Origin of the sequence: Mycobacterium asiaticum (assembly GCF_001668675.1) — a bacterium.
Lineage (GTDB): Bacteria > Actinomycetota > Actinomycetes > Mycobacteriales > Mycobacteriaceae > Mycobacterium > Mycobacterium asiaticum_D.
Genome location: NZ_LZKQ01000211.1, coordinates 16048 through 33092 on the forward strand (window position 1 = coordinate 16048; position 17045 = coordinate 33092).

13 protein-coding genes and 1 pseudogene are annotated in these 17045 nt (G+C 66.8%); 8 read left to right on the forward strand and 6 right to left on the reverse strand.

Features of this window, described 5'->3' with window-relative positions; translation table 11 throughout:
• The first annotated feature begins 28 nt into the window (after positions 1–28).
• Positions 29–1630, forward strand: a complete 1602-nt coding sequence (locus A9X01_RS18250; protein ID WP_065122111.1) for an arylsulfatase — start codon at positions 29–31, stop codon at positions 1628–1630.
• Positions 1631–1652: 22 nt separating this feature from the next.
• Here the strand turns inward: A9X01_RS18250 and A9X01_RS18255 are convergent, their stop codons facing one another.
• Together A9X01_RS18255 and A9X01_RS18260 are read right to left on the reverse strand one after the other, a co-directional pair.
• The gene (locus tag A9X01_RS18255) at positions 1653–3053 is read right to left on the reverse strand and encodes a fatty acid desaturase family protein (RefSeq protein WP_065122100.1); all 1401 of its coding nucleotides are present in this window, start codon (positions 3051–3053) and stop codon (positions 1653–1655) included.
• Between the two features lie 15 nt (positions 3054–3068).
• Positions 3069–4166: a ferredoxin reductase gene (locus A9X01_RS18260; protein WP_065122101.1), complete on the reverse strand. Its 1098-nt coding sequence runs from the start codon at positions 4164–4166 to the stop codon at positions 3069–3071.
• Between the two features lie 546 nt (positions 4167–4712).
• Between A9X01_RS18260 and A9X01_RS18265 the strand changes: the two genes are divergently transcribed.
• From A9X01_RS18265 to A9X01_RS18275, 3 genes are read left to right on the forward strand one after another with little or no spacing between them, the layout of a single operon-like run.
• On the forward strand, positions 4713–5819 hold the full coding sequence (locus tag A9X01_RS18265) for a type III polyketide synthase (protein WP_081282454.1): 1107 nt from the start codon (positions 4713–4715) through the stop codon (positions 5817–5819).
• 11 nt (positions 5820–5830) lie between these two features.
• On the forward strand, positions 5831–6334 hold the full coding sequence (locus A9X01_RS18270) for an isoprenylcysteine carboxyl methyltransferase family protein (RefSeq protein WP_065122102.1): 504 nt from the start codon (positions 5831–5833) through the stop codon (positions 6332–6334).
• A 38-nt stretch (positions 6335–6372) separates the two neighbouring features.
• On the forward strand, positions 6373–8589 hold the full coding sequence (locus A9X01_RS18275) for a molybdopterin-dependent oxidoreductase (protein WP_081282455.1): 2217 nt from the start codon (positions 6373–6375) through the stop codon (positions 8587–8589).
• Positions 8590–8599: 10 nt separating this feature from the next.
• On the opposite strand, the gene A9X01_RS30595 is transcribed toward A9X01_RS18275, so the two are convergent.
• Positions 8600–8764: a hypothetical protein gene (locus A9X01_RS30595; protein WP_172832553.1), complete on the reverse strand. Its 165-nt coding sequence runs from the start codon at positions 8762–8764 to the stop codon at positions 8600–8602.
• Between the two features lie 181 nt (positions 8765–8945).
• Entirely contained in the window at positions 8946–9155 is a 210-nt protein-coding gene (locus A9X01_RS18280) for a hypothetical protein (RefSeq protein WP_065122104.1), read from the reverse strand.
• 100 nt (positions 9156–9255) lie between these two features.
• Here A9X01_RS18280 and A9X01_RS18285 point away from each other — a divergent pair, with 100 nt between their 5' ends.
• The gene (locus tag A9X01_RS18285; protein WP_065122113.1) at positions 9256–10659 is read left to right on the forward strand and encodes a serine/threonine-protein kinase; all 1404 of its coding nucleotides are present in this window, start codon (positions 9256–9258) and stop codon (positions 10657–10659) included.
• Between the two features lie 79 nt (positions 10660–10738).
• On the forward strand, positions 10739–13333 hold the full coding sequence (locus tag A9X01_RS18290; protein ID WP_436405283.1) for an FHA domain-containing protein: 2595 nt from the start codon (positions 10739–10741) through the stop codon (positions 13331–13333).
• Between the two features lies 1 nt (position 13334).
• On the opposite strand, the gene A9X01_RS18295 is transcribed toward A9X01_RS18290, so the two are convergent.
• Both A9X01_RS18295 and A9X01_RS18300 read right to left on the reverse strand, forming a co-directional pair.
• Positions 13335–14024, reverse strand: a complete 690-nt coding sequence (locus A9X01_RS18295; protein ID WP_065122105.1) for a GAF and ANTAR domain-containing protein — start codon at positions 14022–14024, stop codon at positions 13335–13337.
• Between the two features lie 69 nt (positions 14025–14093).
• Positions 14094–15002: a M48 family metallopeptidase gene (locus A9X01_RS18300; protein WP_065122106.1), complete on the reverse strand. Its 909-nt coding sequence runs from the start codon at positions 15000–15002 to the stop codon at positions 14094–14096.
• Positions 15003–15266: 264 nt separating this feature from the next.
• Between A9X01_RS18300 and A9X01_RS18305 the strand changes: the two genes are divergently transcribed.
• Together A9X01_RS18305 and A9X01_RS31450 are read left to right on the forward strand one after the other, a co-directional pair.
• Positions 15267–16907 (forward strand): class I adenylate-forming enzyme family protein, encoded by a 1641-nt coding sequence (locus A9X01_RS18305; RefSeq protein ID WP_065122107.1) that lies wholly within the window; start codon positions 15267–15269, stop codon positions 16905–16907.
• Positions 16894–17045, forward strand: a pseudogene (locus tag A9X01_RS31450) (class II aldolase/adducin family protein); the annotation flags it as partial. The gene A9X01_RS18305 and the pseudogene A9X01_RS31450, both read left to right, overlap by 14 nt.

A 17045-nucleotide genomic window follows, 5' to 3' on the forward strand; every position in this document is an offset into this window, starting at 1 on the left:
GGTCACCGATGCTGACAGGATGCTCCAGGTGAAACGACCCAACTTTCTGGTGATAGTGGCCGACGACCTCGGCTTCTCCGATATCGGTGCATTCGGCGGCGAGATCGACACGCCCAACCTGGACCGCCTGGCATACGACGGCATCCGGCTCACCGACTTCCATTCGGCGCCGGCCTGCTCACCCACCCGTGCCATGCTGCTGACCGGCACCGATCATCACGTCGCCGGCATCGGCACCATGCTCGAGGTCGCAATTCCGGGTTTTCCGGGCGCTCCCGGCTACGAGGGCTACCTGAACGACCGCGTCGTCGCGTTGCCCGAGTTGCTCCGCGACGCCGGCTACCTGACGCTCATGTCGGGCAAGTGGCATCTGGGCGCAACGATCGAAACCTCGCCGTGGGCACGCGGATTCGACCGCTCCTTCGCCCTGCTGCCCGCCGGCGCCAGCCACTACGGCGGCGCGGGCGGGGCCGGCTTCTCGCCGATACCGACGCAATACACCGAGGACGATCGGTTCGTCACCGTCGGCGACGACTTCTACTCGTCGGATTCCTACACCGACACCCTGCTGCGTTTCCTTCGCGAGCGGCCCGCCGACGACGACCGGCCGTTCTTCGCATACCTGCCCTTTCAGGCGCCGCACTGGCCGCTGCAAGCACCGGACGAATCGGTGGCCAAGTACCGCGGCCGCTACGACGCCGGTCCGGACGCGCTGCGCGACGAGCGGTTGGCGGCGCTGGGGCGGTTGGGCCTGTGCCCGCCGGACGTCGAAGCCCACCCCGTGGTCGCCGACGGCGCCCCCGAGTGGGACGACATGAGCGACGACGAGCGGGCCCGTTCGGCTCGCAGCATGGAGGTCTACGCCGGCATGGTCGACCGGATGGACTGGAACATCGGGCGGGTGATCGACTACCTGACCGAGACCGGCGAACTCGACGACACCGTGGTGGTCTTCCTGTCGGACAACGGCGCCGAAGGGGCGATCGTCGAAGCGATGCCGTTGCGCGGCGCCCAGATCGCCGCACAGATCGAAAAGCATTGCGACAACAGCCTGGACAATCTGGGCCGCCCCACTTCCTACATCTGGTACGGACCGCGCTGGGCACAGGCCGCAACCGCCCCGTCGCGCCTGCACAAGGCGTTCACCACCGAGGGCGGAATCCGGGTGGTGGGGTTCGTGCGGTGGCCCGGCTTCGACCGCCAGGGAGAGATCGGCACCGCCTTCACCACCGTCATGGACATCGCCCCCACCGTACTGGAGCTTGCCGGCATGGCACATCCGGGTACCCACTACGCCGGCCGCGACGTGGTGCCGATGCGCGGACGCTCACTGCTGCCGTACCTGTCCGGCGCCGCCGACGAGGTGCACGACGGCCGGACAGGCACCGGCTGGGAGTTGTTCGGCCGCCGCGCGATTCGCCAGGGTGATTGGAAAGCGCTCTACCTGCCCGCCCCGTACGGCCCCGGCAGGTGGGAACTCTTCGACTTGTCCAGCGACCCGGGCGAGATTCACGACCAGGCCGACGCGCATCCCGAGAAGCTGGCCGAGCTGCTGGCGCTCTGGGACCAATACGTCGAGGAGAACGGCGTGGTGCTCGAACCGGTGTCGGTGTTCGAGATGTTCGACTGAGGCGGTTCAGGTCCGCGCGAGCTCAGTCCTTGCCGCGTGGGGGAGGCTGCACCTCCACGCCGCTGGACTCGTGCTCAGGGCCGGCGACGGGGTGCTCGGCAGGCACCCGGTCCCGGAACCGGCTCGCCTCACCGGGCTCCTGAGTCTGCGACGACCGCTCGCTACCCCGGTACGGCCCGGGCTTGGGCCGCGGCTTGCCGCCGGGAAAGGCCAGCCGAAAGATGGTGCGGTGCACGGTAAACCACTGCTTGCCGAACCGGCCGGAGTTGTACGGCAGCTCGTAGCGCTCGCAGATCTCCTTGACTTTCGGTGCGATTTCGGAGTACCGACTGCTGGGCATGTCCGGATACAGATGATGCTCGACTTGATAGCCCAGATTGCCGCTGATGACGTGGAACAGCGGACTGCCCTCAATGTTGGCCGCGCCCACCAACTGACGTAGGTACCATTCGCCGCGCGTCTCGTCCTCGACCTCTTCCTCGGTGAATGTGTAGGTCTGGTCGGGGAAGTGGCCGCAGAAAATGATGGCGTGGGCCCAGACGTTGCGGATGACATTGGCCAGCGCATCGGCGGCCAGCGTGCGCAGGTAGGTGCTCTCGGCGCCGGATACCTTGTCGAGGAAGCTTGCGGTCTTGCCTACCCGGCCCTTGGCCGAGATGCGGCGAAGTCGCCGCCCGATCCGTGATGTGGCAGGCTGCTCGAGGCGTCCGCCCAGCGCCAGCTGCACCAGCGTGAATGCCCCGGCGCTGATCAACGGCCACCCGATGTAGTCCTTGATGACCTGGGAACGTGCCTTGACGCCAATTCCTTTGAGGTCCTTGCGTACCTCCGACCACGGCTTCTCGCGGGCCCGAATGGCTTCGATGTCCATGTCGTGCACCGCCACGCCCCACTCGAACAGAATGGTGAGCAGGAAGTTGTAGAGCGGTTGCCCCAAGAAGTACGGGCGCCATGGCTGCTGCGGGTCGATCCGCATGATCTCGTAACCGAGATCCTTATCCTTGCCCAAGATGTTGGTGTAGGTGTGGTGAATGTAGTTGTGCGAATGCTTCCACGACTCGGCGGTGGACGCGGTGTCCCAGTCCCACTTCGATGAGTGGATATCGGGATCGTTCATCCAGTCCCATTGCCCGTGCATGACGTTATGGCCGATCTCCATGTTTTCCAGGATCTTGGCCATACCCAGACACGCAGTCCCGAGGAGCCAGGCGGTCTTCGAACGCGAACCCAGCAGCAGCACGCGCCCGACCACCACGATCTGGCGTTGCACGGAGATGACCGTCTTGATGTAGCGGCGGTCCCGCTCGCCGAGGTCGGCGAACACCTCGTCGTGGATCGCGTCGAATTCCTTACCGATTTTTTCCCGCTCCTGTTCACCGAGGTGGGCGAACGGGCTTTTCGGACGTTCCAGGGTTGAAGTCATTGCCTATCCTTTCGATCAAAGTTCGAGTTCGACGTCGCCTTCGGCGCTGTTGATGCAGATCCTGATGTCCTGTCCGGTGGGCTCGCTGACGTCGCCGGAGCGCAGGTCCCGGACCTTCCCCGACTTGAGCGTCCCCACACAGGTGTGGCAGATGCCGATGCGGCAGCCGAAGTTGAGCTCTAGCCCGGCGTTCTCACCGGCTTCCAAAATCGAAGTGCCACCCTCGCATTCGGTGGTCTTGTCACTCTTCAGGAAGCTGACTTCACCGCCCTCACCGTCGCCGGCGCCCCCGCCGATCTTCGGCTGGAACCGCTCGAAGTGCAGACGATCCGGATCGCCGTTGTTCTCCCAGTGCTCGATCAGCGCATCGAGCATTTCCTCCGGCCCCGAGCAGAACGCCTCCCGCTCACGCCAGTCCGGACATACCTCATCCAGGTCGCCGGGCTTGAGCCGGCCGCGATCCGAGGTGAGCCGCAGGTCCAGTCGCATTCCTTCGTGCCGGCTCGCGAGGTCTTCGAGGTCGGCGAGAAACATGATCTGCTCGCGGGTGCGGGCGGAGTGAATGACCAGCACGTCGTTCAGCTCGTCGCGATGGTCGAGACTGCGCAGCATGCTCATGATCGGCGTGATGCCGCTGCCGGCGCTGATGAACAGCATCTTGGCCGGCAACGGGTCGGGCAACGTGAACACACCCTCGATCTCGCCGAGGCGCACCAACTCGCCGGGCTTGATCCGTTCGACCAGATAAGGCGAGACGACGCCGCTGTCCACCTTCTTGGGTGTCACGCTGATCAGGCCATCGGCCGGTTCCGGATCTGAGGTGAGCGAGTACGCCCGCCAGTGGTAAACGCCATCGATGACCAGGCCGAGCCGGATGTACTGACCCGGTTTATGGCCCGGCCATTCATAGCCCGGCCGGATCAGCACACTTGCGGCCTCCGAGCCTTGCGGCTCGACCCGCTCGACCTTCCCGCGCAGCTCCTTCGTGGTCCACAGCGGGTTGATCATCTCGATGTAGTCGTCGGGCTGCAGCGGCTTGAACAGGTTTCGTACCGCTTTCAGAAACCACCTACGGCCACGTGGTACTTGGGGCTGGGCTCCGCGTTCCGCCATATGCCAAGAGTACACAGATGTTTACTGGAACAAACCCATCGACACCGAAATACCTAATAATCAGCGCGTGTCTAACGTTTGAGCGTTCGCAGCAACCAATACACTCGTTCACCGAGTGGCTGTAAATTCACGAACAAGGGTGGCGCCGGACGAGACGTCAGCTAACGGATTCCCCACCACACCGATGTTCACACCTGCAAAACCAAATATTTGCACCGATGTCGGCGCCAGCCGCCGCTCGGCCGTCGCGCCCGGCGCGAGGCGAGTGGTGCCCCGCGCGGCGAGGCCACCCAGGCTCGGCGAGCGGGGCTCCGAGGGCCGCACCGCCACCCCCTGCGGTCGTCGAACAAGCTGTACCGAACCGGCGCGGTCACGAAAGATTAGGCTTGCCAAGGGCTTCGGAGAGCGACGGCACCATACTCGCGATGGCTGAAAAACACCTCGGAGGCGGCTGCAAGTCTGTTGTGTGGAGCGGAAAACGCGAAATGTGTTCCAGGTAACCGTCTTTTGATGAACTAACGAGCCATCAGTCCTCGTGGCCCAACTATGACTGTTACAACGTATTCCCGATCAGCCGACCAAGCCGGCCGCCGCGACAACGGCGCACCCAGGATCGCCGGCACCGCGGTGGCCTTCCCGCCGCACCGGCACAATCAAGACGAGGTCGCACGCGTGCTGACTCGGGTGACGGGTCCGGATTTCATGCGCTTCGCGAGCACCGCTGGTGTCGACGAGCGCAATCTGGCCCTCCCGCTCGCGCGCTACCCCGAGCTGAACAGCTTCACCGAAGCCAATAACGCCTACATCGAGGTGGCGACGGAACTCGGTGAGCGAGCAGTACTTTCGGCGCTGGACGCGGCCGGCATCGAACCACGCGAAGTGGACGCAATCGTGGTCGTCTCCAGCACCGGGATGGCGGTACCGACTATCGACGCGCGACTGATCTCGCGGGTCGGACTGCGGCCCGACGTCAAGCGCATTCCACTGCTCGGGCTGGGCTGCGTGGCGGGTGCTGCGGGGATGGCTCGGGTGCACGACTACCTACGCGGTTTCCCCGGCGACGTGGTGGTGCTGTTGTCGGTGGAGCTGTGCTCGCTGACCTTGCAGCGTGACGATGTCTCCATCCCCGCGCTGATCGGCGTGTGTCTGTTCGGCGACGGCGCCGCTGCGGTAGTCGCGACCGGTGCCGATCGCGTTCCGCAGGGACACACCGCGTTCCGTCAGCCTCAGGTCATCGCCACCCGCAGCCGGGTCATTCCGGACACCATCAGCGTGATGGGCTGGGACATCAGCTCCAACGGATTCGGGCTGGTGATGGGCCGGGAGGTCCCGCAGATGGCCGACGACTACCTGCGCGGCGAGGTCGACGACTTCCTTGCCGAGAACGGGTTGTCGATCGCCGACATCTCGGCATGGATCTGCCATCCCGGCGGGCCGAAGGTCCTCGACTCCATCGAGAACGCGCTCGGTCTGCCACCCGAAGCCGTGGCACACAGCCGAAACTCCATGCGGGAGAACGGCAACATTTCTTCGGCATCGGTGCTTGACGTGCTGCGCCGGACGATTGCCGACCCGCCGTCGGACGGTTCGTTCGGAGTCATGATGGCAATGGGCCCCGGCTTCTGCTTCGAACTGCTGCTGCTGCGCTGGTGAGGGGACAGGACATGTTCTACTACCTGTTCATCCTGGCCATCGCCGCCGAACGAGTCGTTGAGCTCGTGGTCGCCAGGCGCAACGCGGCATGGTCGATTGCGCAGGGCGGCCGGGAGTTCGGCCGCGGTCACTATCCGGTGATGGTCAGCATGCACGGCCTGCTCCTCGTCTCGTGCGTCGGTGAGGTCTGGGCACTGCACCGCCCGTTCATTACCTGGCTGGGCTGGCCCATGGTCGCGATCGTCGCGCTGAGCACGGTCGTTCGGTGGCGCTGTGTCGCGACCCTGGGTAAGCGCTGGAATCCGCGACTGATCGTGATTCCAGGTGCGCCGCTGGTCACCGCCGGGATCTACAAATGGATTCGGCACCCCAACTACACCGCCGTCGCGGCGGAGGTGGCGGCCCTGCCGCTGGTGCATTCGGCCTGGGTCACGGCGTTGGTGTTCAGCGCCGCCAACGCCGCGGTGCTCAACGTCCGCATCCGCGCCGAGAACGTGGCGCTGGGCTACGTCTAGGCCTTCCGATACCCGCAGTAGCGGAATACAGTGGGTGGGTGAGCAGCCCCCGAGACGGCAGGTACCTGCACACCTGCCCACTGTGTGAAGCCATGTGCGGCTTGGAGATTCGAGTACAAGACGGCAAAGTAGCCGGCATCCGCGGCAACCGGGACGACGTATGGAGCCGCGGTCACATCTGCCCTAAGGGCGCCTCCTTGGCCGGCCTGCACGACGACCCCGACCGAATCCGGCAGCCGCTGATCAAGGTCGACGGACAATTTCAGGAAGTGACTTGGGACGCGGCGTTCCGTCGCTGCACCGAGCTGCTCACACCGGTGATCAACAAATACGGCATCGGTGCGGTTACCGCCTACACGGGCAACCCGCTGGCTCACTCGTTCTCGTTGGCCCGGTACACGGGTGTGCTGCTGGGCATGTCCGGGATGCCGGTCACCTACTCGCCGGGCACCGTCGATCAGTGGCCGAAGAATCTGTCGTCACATCTGATGTATGGCGGCTGGTGGAACTTCCCGGTACCCGACATCGAACGAACCGACCTGCTCGTGATCATGGGCGCCAACCCCGCGGCATCACAGGGCTCACTGCTGGCCGCGCCGAATGTCATGGGGCTGATCGATGCGATTGTCAAGCGCGGCAAGGTGATTGTGGTCGACCCGGTGCGCACCGTCACCGCCGCCCACGCCAGCGAGTGGCTACCCATCGTGCCCGGCACCGACGCGGCGCTGCTGCTGGCGGTCGCGCACACACTCTTCGCCGAGGGGCTGGTGCAGGCAGCGCCATACGTCGAGGGCCTGGACGCGATGCGCACGGTCGCCGCCGAGTGGCCGCCGAGCCGGGTGAGTGCGGTCACCGGTATCGACGAGGAGCGCATCAAAGAGTTGGCCTGGGAACTGGCCGGCACCGAAAAATCGGTGGTATACGGCCGGATCGGGCTCTGCAACCAGGAATTCGGCAGCCTGGCCAGCTGGCTGGTCGACGTCATCAACATTCTCACCGGGCATTTCGACGTGCCGGGCGGCGCCATGTTCCCGCGGCCTGCGGCCTGGTCCATCACCACCCAGCCGTTGCCAGGACTGGAAGGCGGCGCACCGGAATTCGGCCGCTGGCAAACGCGGGTGCGCGGGGCGAAGGAAGTCCTGGGCCAGGTTCCGGTGTCGTGCCTGGTCGAGGAGATAGCCACACCGGGGGAGGGGCAACTCAAGGCGCTGATCACCGTCGCGGGCAACCCGGTGCTGTCCTCGCCGGCCGGCGACAAGCTGGACGAAGCCCTGCCGATGCTGGAAGCCATGATCTCCGTTGACAATTGGGTGAACGAGACCACCCGGCACGCCGATGTGATCCTGCCCGGTCTGTCGCCGCTCGAGCAGCCGCACCACGACGACCTGGTGCTGCAGTTCGCCATTCGCAGCTTTGCCAATTACTCCGCGCCGGTGTTCGACCCCGGGGACCGCCCGCATGAGTGGGAGATCCTGATCCGGCTGACGGGCCTGTGCACCGGCACCCCCGCCGAGGAGGTCGACGTCGCCGCCATCGACGACGGCTTCTTCGACTATCTGGCATTCACCCGGGGCTTCGACGGTGCCAGCATCCGCCGGCGCTACGACCAGGGCGGACCCAAAGACCAGGGCGGACCCGAACGAATGCTGGACCTCACCCTGCGTACCGGCCCCTTCGGTGATCGCTACGGCGAGAACCCGGGCGGGCTGACGCTGGAACTCCTCAAGGCCAATCCGAACGGAATCGATTTCGGGCCGATGGTCCCGCAGCTGCCCGAGATCCTCGGCACCCCCGACAAGAAGATTCGGCTCGCGCCGCAGTACCTGCTTGACGACCTGCCCCGGCTCGCCGCCCGGTTGGACCGGCCGGCCGACCCGCTTCTGCTGGTCAACCGTCGGCACCTGCGCTCCAACAACTCCTGGCTGCACAACGTGCCGTCGCTGATGAAGGGCAAGGACCGCTGCACCCTGCTGATGCATCCGCAGGACGCTGCCCGCTGCCGCATCTCCGACGAGGACATCGTCACGGTCAAGTCCGAGTCCGGCGAGATCAAGGTGCCGGTCGAGATCACCGATGCGATCAGGCCGGGTGTGGTGTCGATGCCGCACGGCTGGGGACACGACAAGCCGGGGACCCGGCTGTCGGTGGCCAGCGGCTCACCCGGGGTCAACACCAATGTGCTGTCGCCGCCGACGTTCGTCGACGAGCCGTCCGGTAACGGGGTCCTGAACGGGATCCCGGTGACGGTCAGCTGAGCACCGGCCGTCAGGCCCTGACGGACCCGACCTGATCGGCAGCGGCACGCATCTGGTCGGACAACCGGAGCAGATCATGCTCGCCCACCCCGTTGGGCAGGGTGTAGGCCACCTGGCGCAACTCGACGGCGTAATTGCGCAACTGCTGGCGGAGTCGCGCCTCAACCTTCGGCATGACTACCTCCTTACGACGGGGGACTGGCCAAGGTGCCCCCTGATCGACGGCCGATCCAAACGTATGCCGACCGGGTCCCGGGCGCGACCCGGCCAGGCCCTTTGCAGGCCTTTTTTACGAAAGTTTGACGGCCCATTTACAGTCCGCTTCCACCGAGCAGGACAGGTCGGCGATCCGGCCCTCAGTCGCGCTGATCGGGCTCTTCCAGCTCGGGATCTATCGGCACCGGCTGCTGCTGTTCCTGCCAGTCCGCCGCGTCCGCCTCCAGCGGCACATCGCCGGAGTCATCAACCTCGAACTCCTCCTCTGCCAGCGAATCGGCGGTGGGCCGCTGCTGCTCAGCCGCGTCGGGGATGGGCACATCGTCGGGGAATTGTGCGCGGTCGTACATGGACGCCGGATTACCCGGTGCCCCAGGGACAAAACTCCGGCGTGGCGGCGGCGCGGACATCCTCGGTTTCCCGGCTGGCACTGCGGGCTACTATGCCGCCATGGCGCTCGACGAAGGTTCGACGTTTGCCGGATACACCATCATCAGGCGGCTGGGATCCGGCGGAATGGGCGAGGTTTACCTGGCCCGGCACCCACGACTGCCCCGGCAGGACGCGCTCAAGGTGCTGCGGACCGACGTCTCCGCCGACCGCGAATACCGGGAGCGGTTCCACCGCGAAGCCGACACGGCGGCCGCTCTGTGGCATCAGCACATCGTCGCCGTGCACGACCGGGGTGAGACGGACGGCCAGCTGTGGATCGACATGGACTACGTCGACGGAACCGACGCCGGCCAGTTGCTGGAAGACCGGTACACGGGCGGCATGCCGGGCCCGGCGGTCGTCGAGATCATCACCGCGGTGGCCGAGGCGCTCGACTACGCCCACGAGCACAAGCTGCTGCACCGCGACGTCAAGCCGGCGAACATCCTGATCGCCCGGCCCGACTCGCCGGACCGACGAATCATGTTGGCGGATTTCGGGATTGCCGGCCTGGTCGGTGAGTCCACCGGATTGACCGCCACGAACATGACCGTCGGCACCGTGGCCTACGCCGCCCCCGAACAGCTGATGGGCAACGACCTGGACGGGCGCGCCGACCAGTACGCGCTGGCGGCGTCGGCGTTCCAGCTGTTGACCGGCGCGCCACCGTTTCAGCATTCGAACCCCGCCGTGGTGATCAGTCAGCACCTCAGCGCGTCGCCCCCGGCCATCGGCGACCGCCGGCCCGCGCTGGCCAACCTCGACCCGGTGTTCGCCAAGGCGTTGGCCAAGGATCCCAAGGATCGGTATTTGCGGTGCGTCGATTTCGCGCGGGCCCTCGGTCATCACCTCGGCGACGTCGGCGACGCGGAGGCCACCAGCGCCTCAATGCCCATCACCGCACGACCCAAGGGCTCGCTGCGTCCCGCCGCCGTTCTGATTCCCGCCGTGCTGGCGATTCTGCTGGTCATCGCCGTTGCGCTGGCGATTCGTGAGTACGAGCGGGCCGACGAGGAAGAGCACGCCGCGCCCGGGGCGCGGACCTCGTCCGCGGCCACGTCCGCCCCCGCGTCCGCACCCGCGCAGCAAACCACGCCGACCGCGACGGGGCCCGCCACCACCGGCCCGGCGGTTCCCGTACCCGTCGTCGCGATCGGCGCGGTGTGCGCGCCCCTGGGCAGCACCGGCATGACCAAGACCGGCGCCACCGCGTACTGCTCGAAGCTGCAGGACTCCGACACGACGATCTGGTCGTTGACCGAGAACACCGTGGCCAGCGCGACTGTCAGCTCGGCGCCCGAACCGAGCGAGTCGCCGGTGCCGATCGAGCAGGAGGGGCCGATCCGCATCTGCATGCAACAGACCGGCCAAACCCGGCGTCAATGCCGCGAGGAGATTCTGCGCAGCAACGGACTGCCGTGACGCGGCAAAGTTCCGCCGGTAACCCATATTTCACGTTCTGCTTCTGCAGTTGGCATTCCTGCCGATAGAGTTGCCTGCGATGACCCAAACAGCCGCCCCGCCTGTGCTGACCGTGCGGTATGACGGAGCTGAACGCACCTTCGCCGCAGGTAACGACGTAGTCATTGGACGCGACCTGCGCGCCGACGTGCGTGTCGCGCATCCGCTGATATCCCGGGTACACCTACTGCTGCGCTTTGACCAGGGTCGATGGGTCGCCATCGACAATGGCAGCCTCAACGGGCTGTACGTCAACGGCCGCCGTGTTCCGGCCGTCGACATCCAGGACGGTCAGCGCATCAACATCGGTAACCCGGACGGGCCGGCGCTGGACTTCGAGGTCGGCCGCCGTGACCAGGGGTCCGTGGGCCGGCCGCCACCAACGACGGCGATGGCGATCCCGGCCAGGCCGAGTGGGCCCATTCCGTCCGGCCCGCCGAGCGGTGCCAACTGGGGCGGGCCGCCTCAGCAACCGTCGACCACCCGGATGCCGTCGCCGCCCAGCGGCGCGCAACCCAGGTACCCGTCCGGTCCGCAGCAGATGCACCCACCGGGCGGTCAATACCCGAGTGGGCCGCAGCCTGCTCCGCAGATCTACCGATCCTCGGCGCAGCAACAACCGCCCCCGGTAATCGGTCGCACGGCCGAAGCGGGCAGCAGGACCTCGATGATGAAGATCCTGCGGCCCGGCCGGAGCGCGGGTGACCTGCCACCAGGCGCGGTGAAGATCGGTCGCGCCGACGACAACGACATCGTCATTCCCGAGGTGCTGGCCTCCCGCCACCACGCCACGCTGATCCCGGGACCGCACGGCACCGAGATCCGCGACAACCGCAGCATCAACGGCACCTTCGTCAACGGTGCCCGCGTCGATTCCGCGCAGTTGCGCGACGGCGACGTGGTGACGATCGGCAACATCGACCTCGTCTTCGCCAACGGCGCGCTCTCCCGGCGCGAGGAAAGCCTGCTCGAAACGCGCACCGGTGGCCTCGACGTACGGGGCGTCACCTGGACGATCGAGGGCAACAAGACGCTGCTGGACAACATCTCGCTGACCGCTCGGCCCGGGATGCTCACCGCGGTCATCGGGCCGTCGGGCGCGGGCAAGTCGACCTTCGCCAAGCTGGTCGCCGGATACACCCACCCCACCAGCGGCACGGTGGCGTTCGAGGGGCACAACGTGCACGCCGAATACGCCTCACTGCGCAGCAGAATCGGCATGGTGCCCCAGGACGACGTGGTGCACGGGCAGCTGACCGTCAAGCAAGCCCTGATGTACGCCGCCGAGTTGCGCCTGCCGCCGGACACCACCAAGGAGGACCGCGAACAAGTGGTGGCCAGGGTCCTCGAGGAACTCGAGATGACCAAGCACCTCGAAACCCGGGTGGACAAGCTCTCCGGCGGTCAGCGCAAGCGCGCCTCGGTGGCGCTGGAGCTGCTGACGGGCCCGTCGCTGCTGATCCTCGACGAGCCCACCTCCGGCCTGGACCCCGCGCTGGACCGCCAGGTCATGACCATGCTGCGCCAGTTGGCCGACGCCGGTCGTGTGGTGCTGGTGGTCACCCACTCGCTGACCTACCTGGATGTGTGCGACCAGGTGCTGCTGCTGGCCCCCGGCGGCAAGACCGCGTTCTGCGGGCCGCCCAGCCAGATCGGGCCGGCCATGGGGACGACCAACTGGGCGGACATCTTCAGCTCGGTGGCCGAAGACCCGGACGGCGCCAAGGCCCGCTATCTCGCGCAGACGGGTCCGCCGCCGCCGGCACCGCCGACGGAACAACCCGCCGAGCTCGGCGAGGCCGCGCACACCAGCCTGGTCCGGCAGTTCTCGACGATCGCCAGGCGGCAGTTGCGGCTGATCATTTCCGACCGCGGATACTTCATCTTCCTGGCGATATTGCCGTTCATCATGGGTGCGCTGTCCATGTCGGTGCCCGGCGATGTCGGCTTCAACGCGCCGCCGCTGACCAGTGAGGCACCCACCGAGCCGGCCCAGATTCTGGTGCTGCTCAACGTCGGTGCGGTCTTCATGGGGACGGCGCTGACGATCCGCGACCTGATCGGGGAGCGCGCCATCTTCCTGCGCGAACAGGCCGTCGGATTGTCGACCACCGCCTATCTGCTGGCCAAGGTGTGCGTGTACACCGTGCTCGCGCTCATTCAGTCGGCGATCGTCACGGTGATCGCGCTGCTCGGCAAGCCGGGTCCGAAGGAGAGCGCCGTCCTGCTCGGCAGTTCAGCCATTGAGTTGTACGTCGACATCGCGGCAACCACCGTCGCCTCGGCGATGCTGGGGTTGGTCTTGTCGTCGGTGGCGAAATCCAACGAGCAAATCATGCCGCTGCTGGTGGTGGCCGTCATGTCGCAGCTGGTGTTCTCCGGCGGCATGATTCCGGTCACCAACCGCCTGGGCCTCGATCAGATGTCCTGGCTCACCCCGGCGCGGTGGGGCTTCGCCACCTCGGCATCGACCATCGACCTGACGAAGTTGTGTCCGGTGCCGCAGGTGCCCAAGGACTCGCACTGGAAACACACGGCAGGTGCCTGGACCTTCGACATGGCGATGCTGGTGGTGCTGAGCATCTTCTACCTGGGCTTCGTGCGCTGGAAGATCCGCTTGAAGGGCGGCGGCTGAGCTAGTCGCCCGCGCCGCGGGTTTCGATGACCCGGTGCGCGATGTCGACGAGTTTGTCGTTGCTTTCCTGGGAAAGTAGGCGCAGCATCTCGAAGGCGCGGACCTCGTCGACCGCGTAACGCTCCATGATGATGCCCTTGGCCTGACCGATCCGGTCTCTGCTGGCCAGGGCGGCCTGCATCTGCTCGTCATGGCGGCCGGCCTGGATGGCCGCCGCGGCGTGCGCGGCGAGCACGGCTCCCACCGTTTCCGCGTCGGCGTCGAACGCGTGGGGCTGAGATGCGAACAGGTTCAGCGCGCCCGCGGTGCGCTCGGCGGTGAACAACTTGAACGACAGGCCGCTGAGCACACCCAGCTCGACCGCCGCCGGTGCGTACCGCGGCCAGCGTGTCTCCGACCGGAAGTCGTCGGTCCGAACGATGGTGTCCGCCAGGGCGGCCTGCGTGCAGGGGCCCTCCTGCAGGTCGTGCTGCAGCGCGTCGAGCTTGGCCGGCAGCTCGGTGACGTCGCCGACCGACTCGAACTTGCCGTTGGCCCGGATCAGCAACACTCCGGCGGTGTCTGCGCCGGGGATCAGCTCGACGGCGGTCGCGGTGACGGTGGCCAGGATGTCGTCGACCTTGTTCGGCAGGGCCACGGTCTGGGCCAGGGTGGCCATTCGCTTCGCCAGCTGGTGCTTATCCGAAGTCATCTCAGTGTTTTCCCCGCGGGAGCTGATCGCACACCGCGACGACGTTACCGCGCTGGTGTTGCGTGCGTACTAGTGTGGCCAGCCCGGGTGGTGGTTCGGCACCCACGGCCCCGGCATTGCGGGTGGTAGCTGGGGCCGGAAGAACAGCGACCCCGCCACCACGCGGTTGCGCAGGGCCGCGGCGCGCCAGGTGTTCACCGGATGCGATGCCAGCATGTTGGCCAGCCAGACGAAAAAGCCAGTCTCGGACCCGGCGCGGTCGGCCATACCGTCGAAGTCGACCCAGCGCAGCAGGTATTTCCCGGCACTGAGGACGCCGATGGCGCGCCGGGCCCCTTCCGGGCGGAACGCATAGCCGTAGTTGTCGGCGGTGTACTCCATCGACCGGGACAGCGCCTGGCCGAGGAACGGGATCTTCATGGCCAGCTGGCTCAGCTGGCGCCAGTACGACGCGTGCCCGGCGGCGATGTGGCCGACCTCGTGGCCGATGACGAACGCCAGCGCCTCCGGGTCGCGGGCCTGGCCGCCGATCTCGAACAGGTCGCTGTAGACCACCACGTAACGCCGGAAGCCGTGGCCGCTGGCGAAGGCATTGATCTGGCCGTTCCCCAGGACGACGTAGGCGTCCGGCACCTCGGCGAGCCCGAACCGCTGGGCGGCCTCGACGACCAGCCAGTAGCCCTCGGGGAACTGGGTGGGGGACATTTTGACACCGTTCGCCCGCTGCTGGCCGTAGTTCAGGCCACGTCCCAGGTACAGCAGGATCGGGGCGGCCAGCACCGACAGCCACAGCACGCTGACCTTGCCGGATACCACCACCGCGAATGCGATGAGGTAGAGCAGGGCGCTGGAAACGATGACCAGGACGAGGAGCCCGATCTCCCACGGGTGGCGGTGCGGAGGAAGGCTGTGCGCTGCTGGCGGGTGGGGCCCCGGGAAGTGCGGGTGCTGGTGGGTCGGTTGATCGACGATCGCCATGGGGGTCCTCGTACTCCTGTGCGGTCTTCTCGGGCGGCGGTCAGGGCGCAGATGGCCCGGGTCAGACTCCCGGCCCCGCCTTGGAGCCTTCTTGGCGAATCCTTGGAGTCCTGGTCAGGGCAACTCGCCGCAGCGCTTTGCGCCATTGTGCCGAGCGTGGGGCTTAGGTAGCAAAATCGCCCTGATCGGCTGCCGGAGGCCCGCGCTCTACGGGCCGCGGCAGCGGTGATCTGGATCACGGGTCGCTTACCTATCATTTGCAGTATGACCGCCGGCGCGCCGCACATCGTGCGGTCACCGGCGTTCACCGCCGACGACGTGGCGCGGTATCGCACCGAGGGCTGGTGGTCGTCATCGACGCTGTCCGACGCGGTGCGTTCGAACGCCGCAACATGGCCGGACCGCCCGGCCTACATCGATGTACCGCAACACGACTTGGACGATCCCGACGACCGCGTCCTGACCTGGGCCGAATTCGATGCGGCCGCAACGGCTCTGGCCGAGCAACTGGCCGGCTGCGGCGTGGTCTGGGGCGACCGGGTCGCGGTGTGGCATGGCGACTCGGCGGCGATCCACGCGCTGTTCGTCGCCGTCGAACGCTGCGGCGCGGTGGTGGTCGGGATCGGTGCGCGCGCCGGGACCCGCGAGGTTCGTCGCCTACTGCGGACCACCGGGCCGAAAGTGCTGATCAGCGACCAACCCCGCAGCGCTGCCGCGGCGGAGGTGGCGGCCGACCAGTCCACGCCCGTCCTGCTGCTGTGCCAGCAGGGCGGCGCATTACGTCTGGATGTCGACGTGGCGCGCCGGACAGCCGGTGCGCGGCTCGGTCCCGACGACGTCTTCCTGATCAACTCCACCTCGGGCACCACCGGGCTGCCCAAATGCGTGGTGCACACCCAGAACCGCTGGCACTACTTCCACCAGAAGGCGGTCGGCAACGGGCTGCTGACGCCCGACGACATCTTCCTGCCGGTCATACCCATGCCGTTCGGGTTCGGGATCTGGACCAGCCACACCACCCCCATCCAGCTCGGTGCCACCGCGGTGCTCCTGCAGCGGTTCAGCGCAAGGGCGGCCTGCGCGGCCATAGCCCGCTACCGGGCCAGCGTATTGTGTTGCGTCAGTACACAATTGACGATGATCATGGCCGATCCCGGCTGTCGGGAGTACAACCTGAGTTCGCTGCGGGTGGTGTTCACCGGGGGAGAGGCGCTGCCGTACCGGCCGGCGCGGGAATTCGAGGAACTGACCGGGGCAAAGATTCTGCAGTTCTACGGCTCCAACGAGACCGGGTTGCTCAGCGGGACCACGTTGGACGACCCGCCGGACCGTCGACTGCGCACCGCCGGCCGCATCGTGCCGGAGATGTCGGTGCGCCTCTTCGACGGTGAGCAGGACGTCACCCAGACCGGACACGGGCAGCCGGCCTGCCGTGGTCCGGCGACCAGCCTCGGCTACCTGAACGGGACCGACCACGACAAGTTGTTCACCCGCGACGGGTGGATGCGGATGGGCGACATCTGCGAGATCGACGCGGACGGGTACCTGCGCGTGACCGGGCGGACCTCCGACTTCATCCTGCGGGGCGGCAAGAACATCAGCGCCGGCCAGGTGGAGGATGCGGTGATGACGCATCCGGCGGTTGCGGTGGCGGCGGCGGTCGCGATGCCCGACCCGGTGTTTGGTGAAAAGGTCTGCCTGTACGCCGAACTCGTCGACTCCCACACCCTCGACCTCGACGATCTCGTCGCCCATCTACTGTCACTCGGGGTATCCAAGGAATTGCTGCCCGAAGAGCTCGTCGTGGTGGACGAGCTGCCCCGGTCCTCCGGCGGCAAAATCGCCAAAGGCCAACTGCGCGAAGATGTCCGATCCAGGATGGAGGCCGGCAGTGAATTCTCCTAACCCACGCCGAGGCGGTCTGGAGGTGTGGGCGCCGGCCGTCGTCCCGCCGATCGGGGTGGATCTGTCCGACGAGCAGGCGCTCGCGGTGGCCTTCCGGCACCTCGCCTCGACAGGTTTCGCCGAGAACATGGCCGGTCA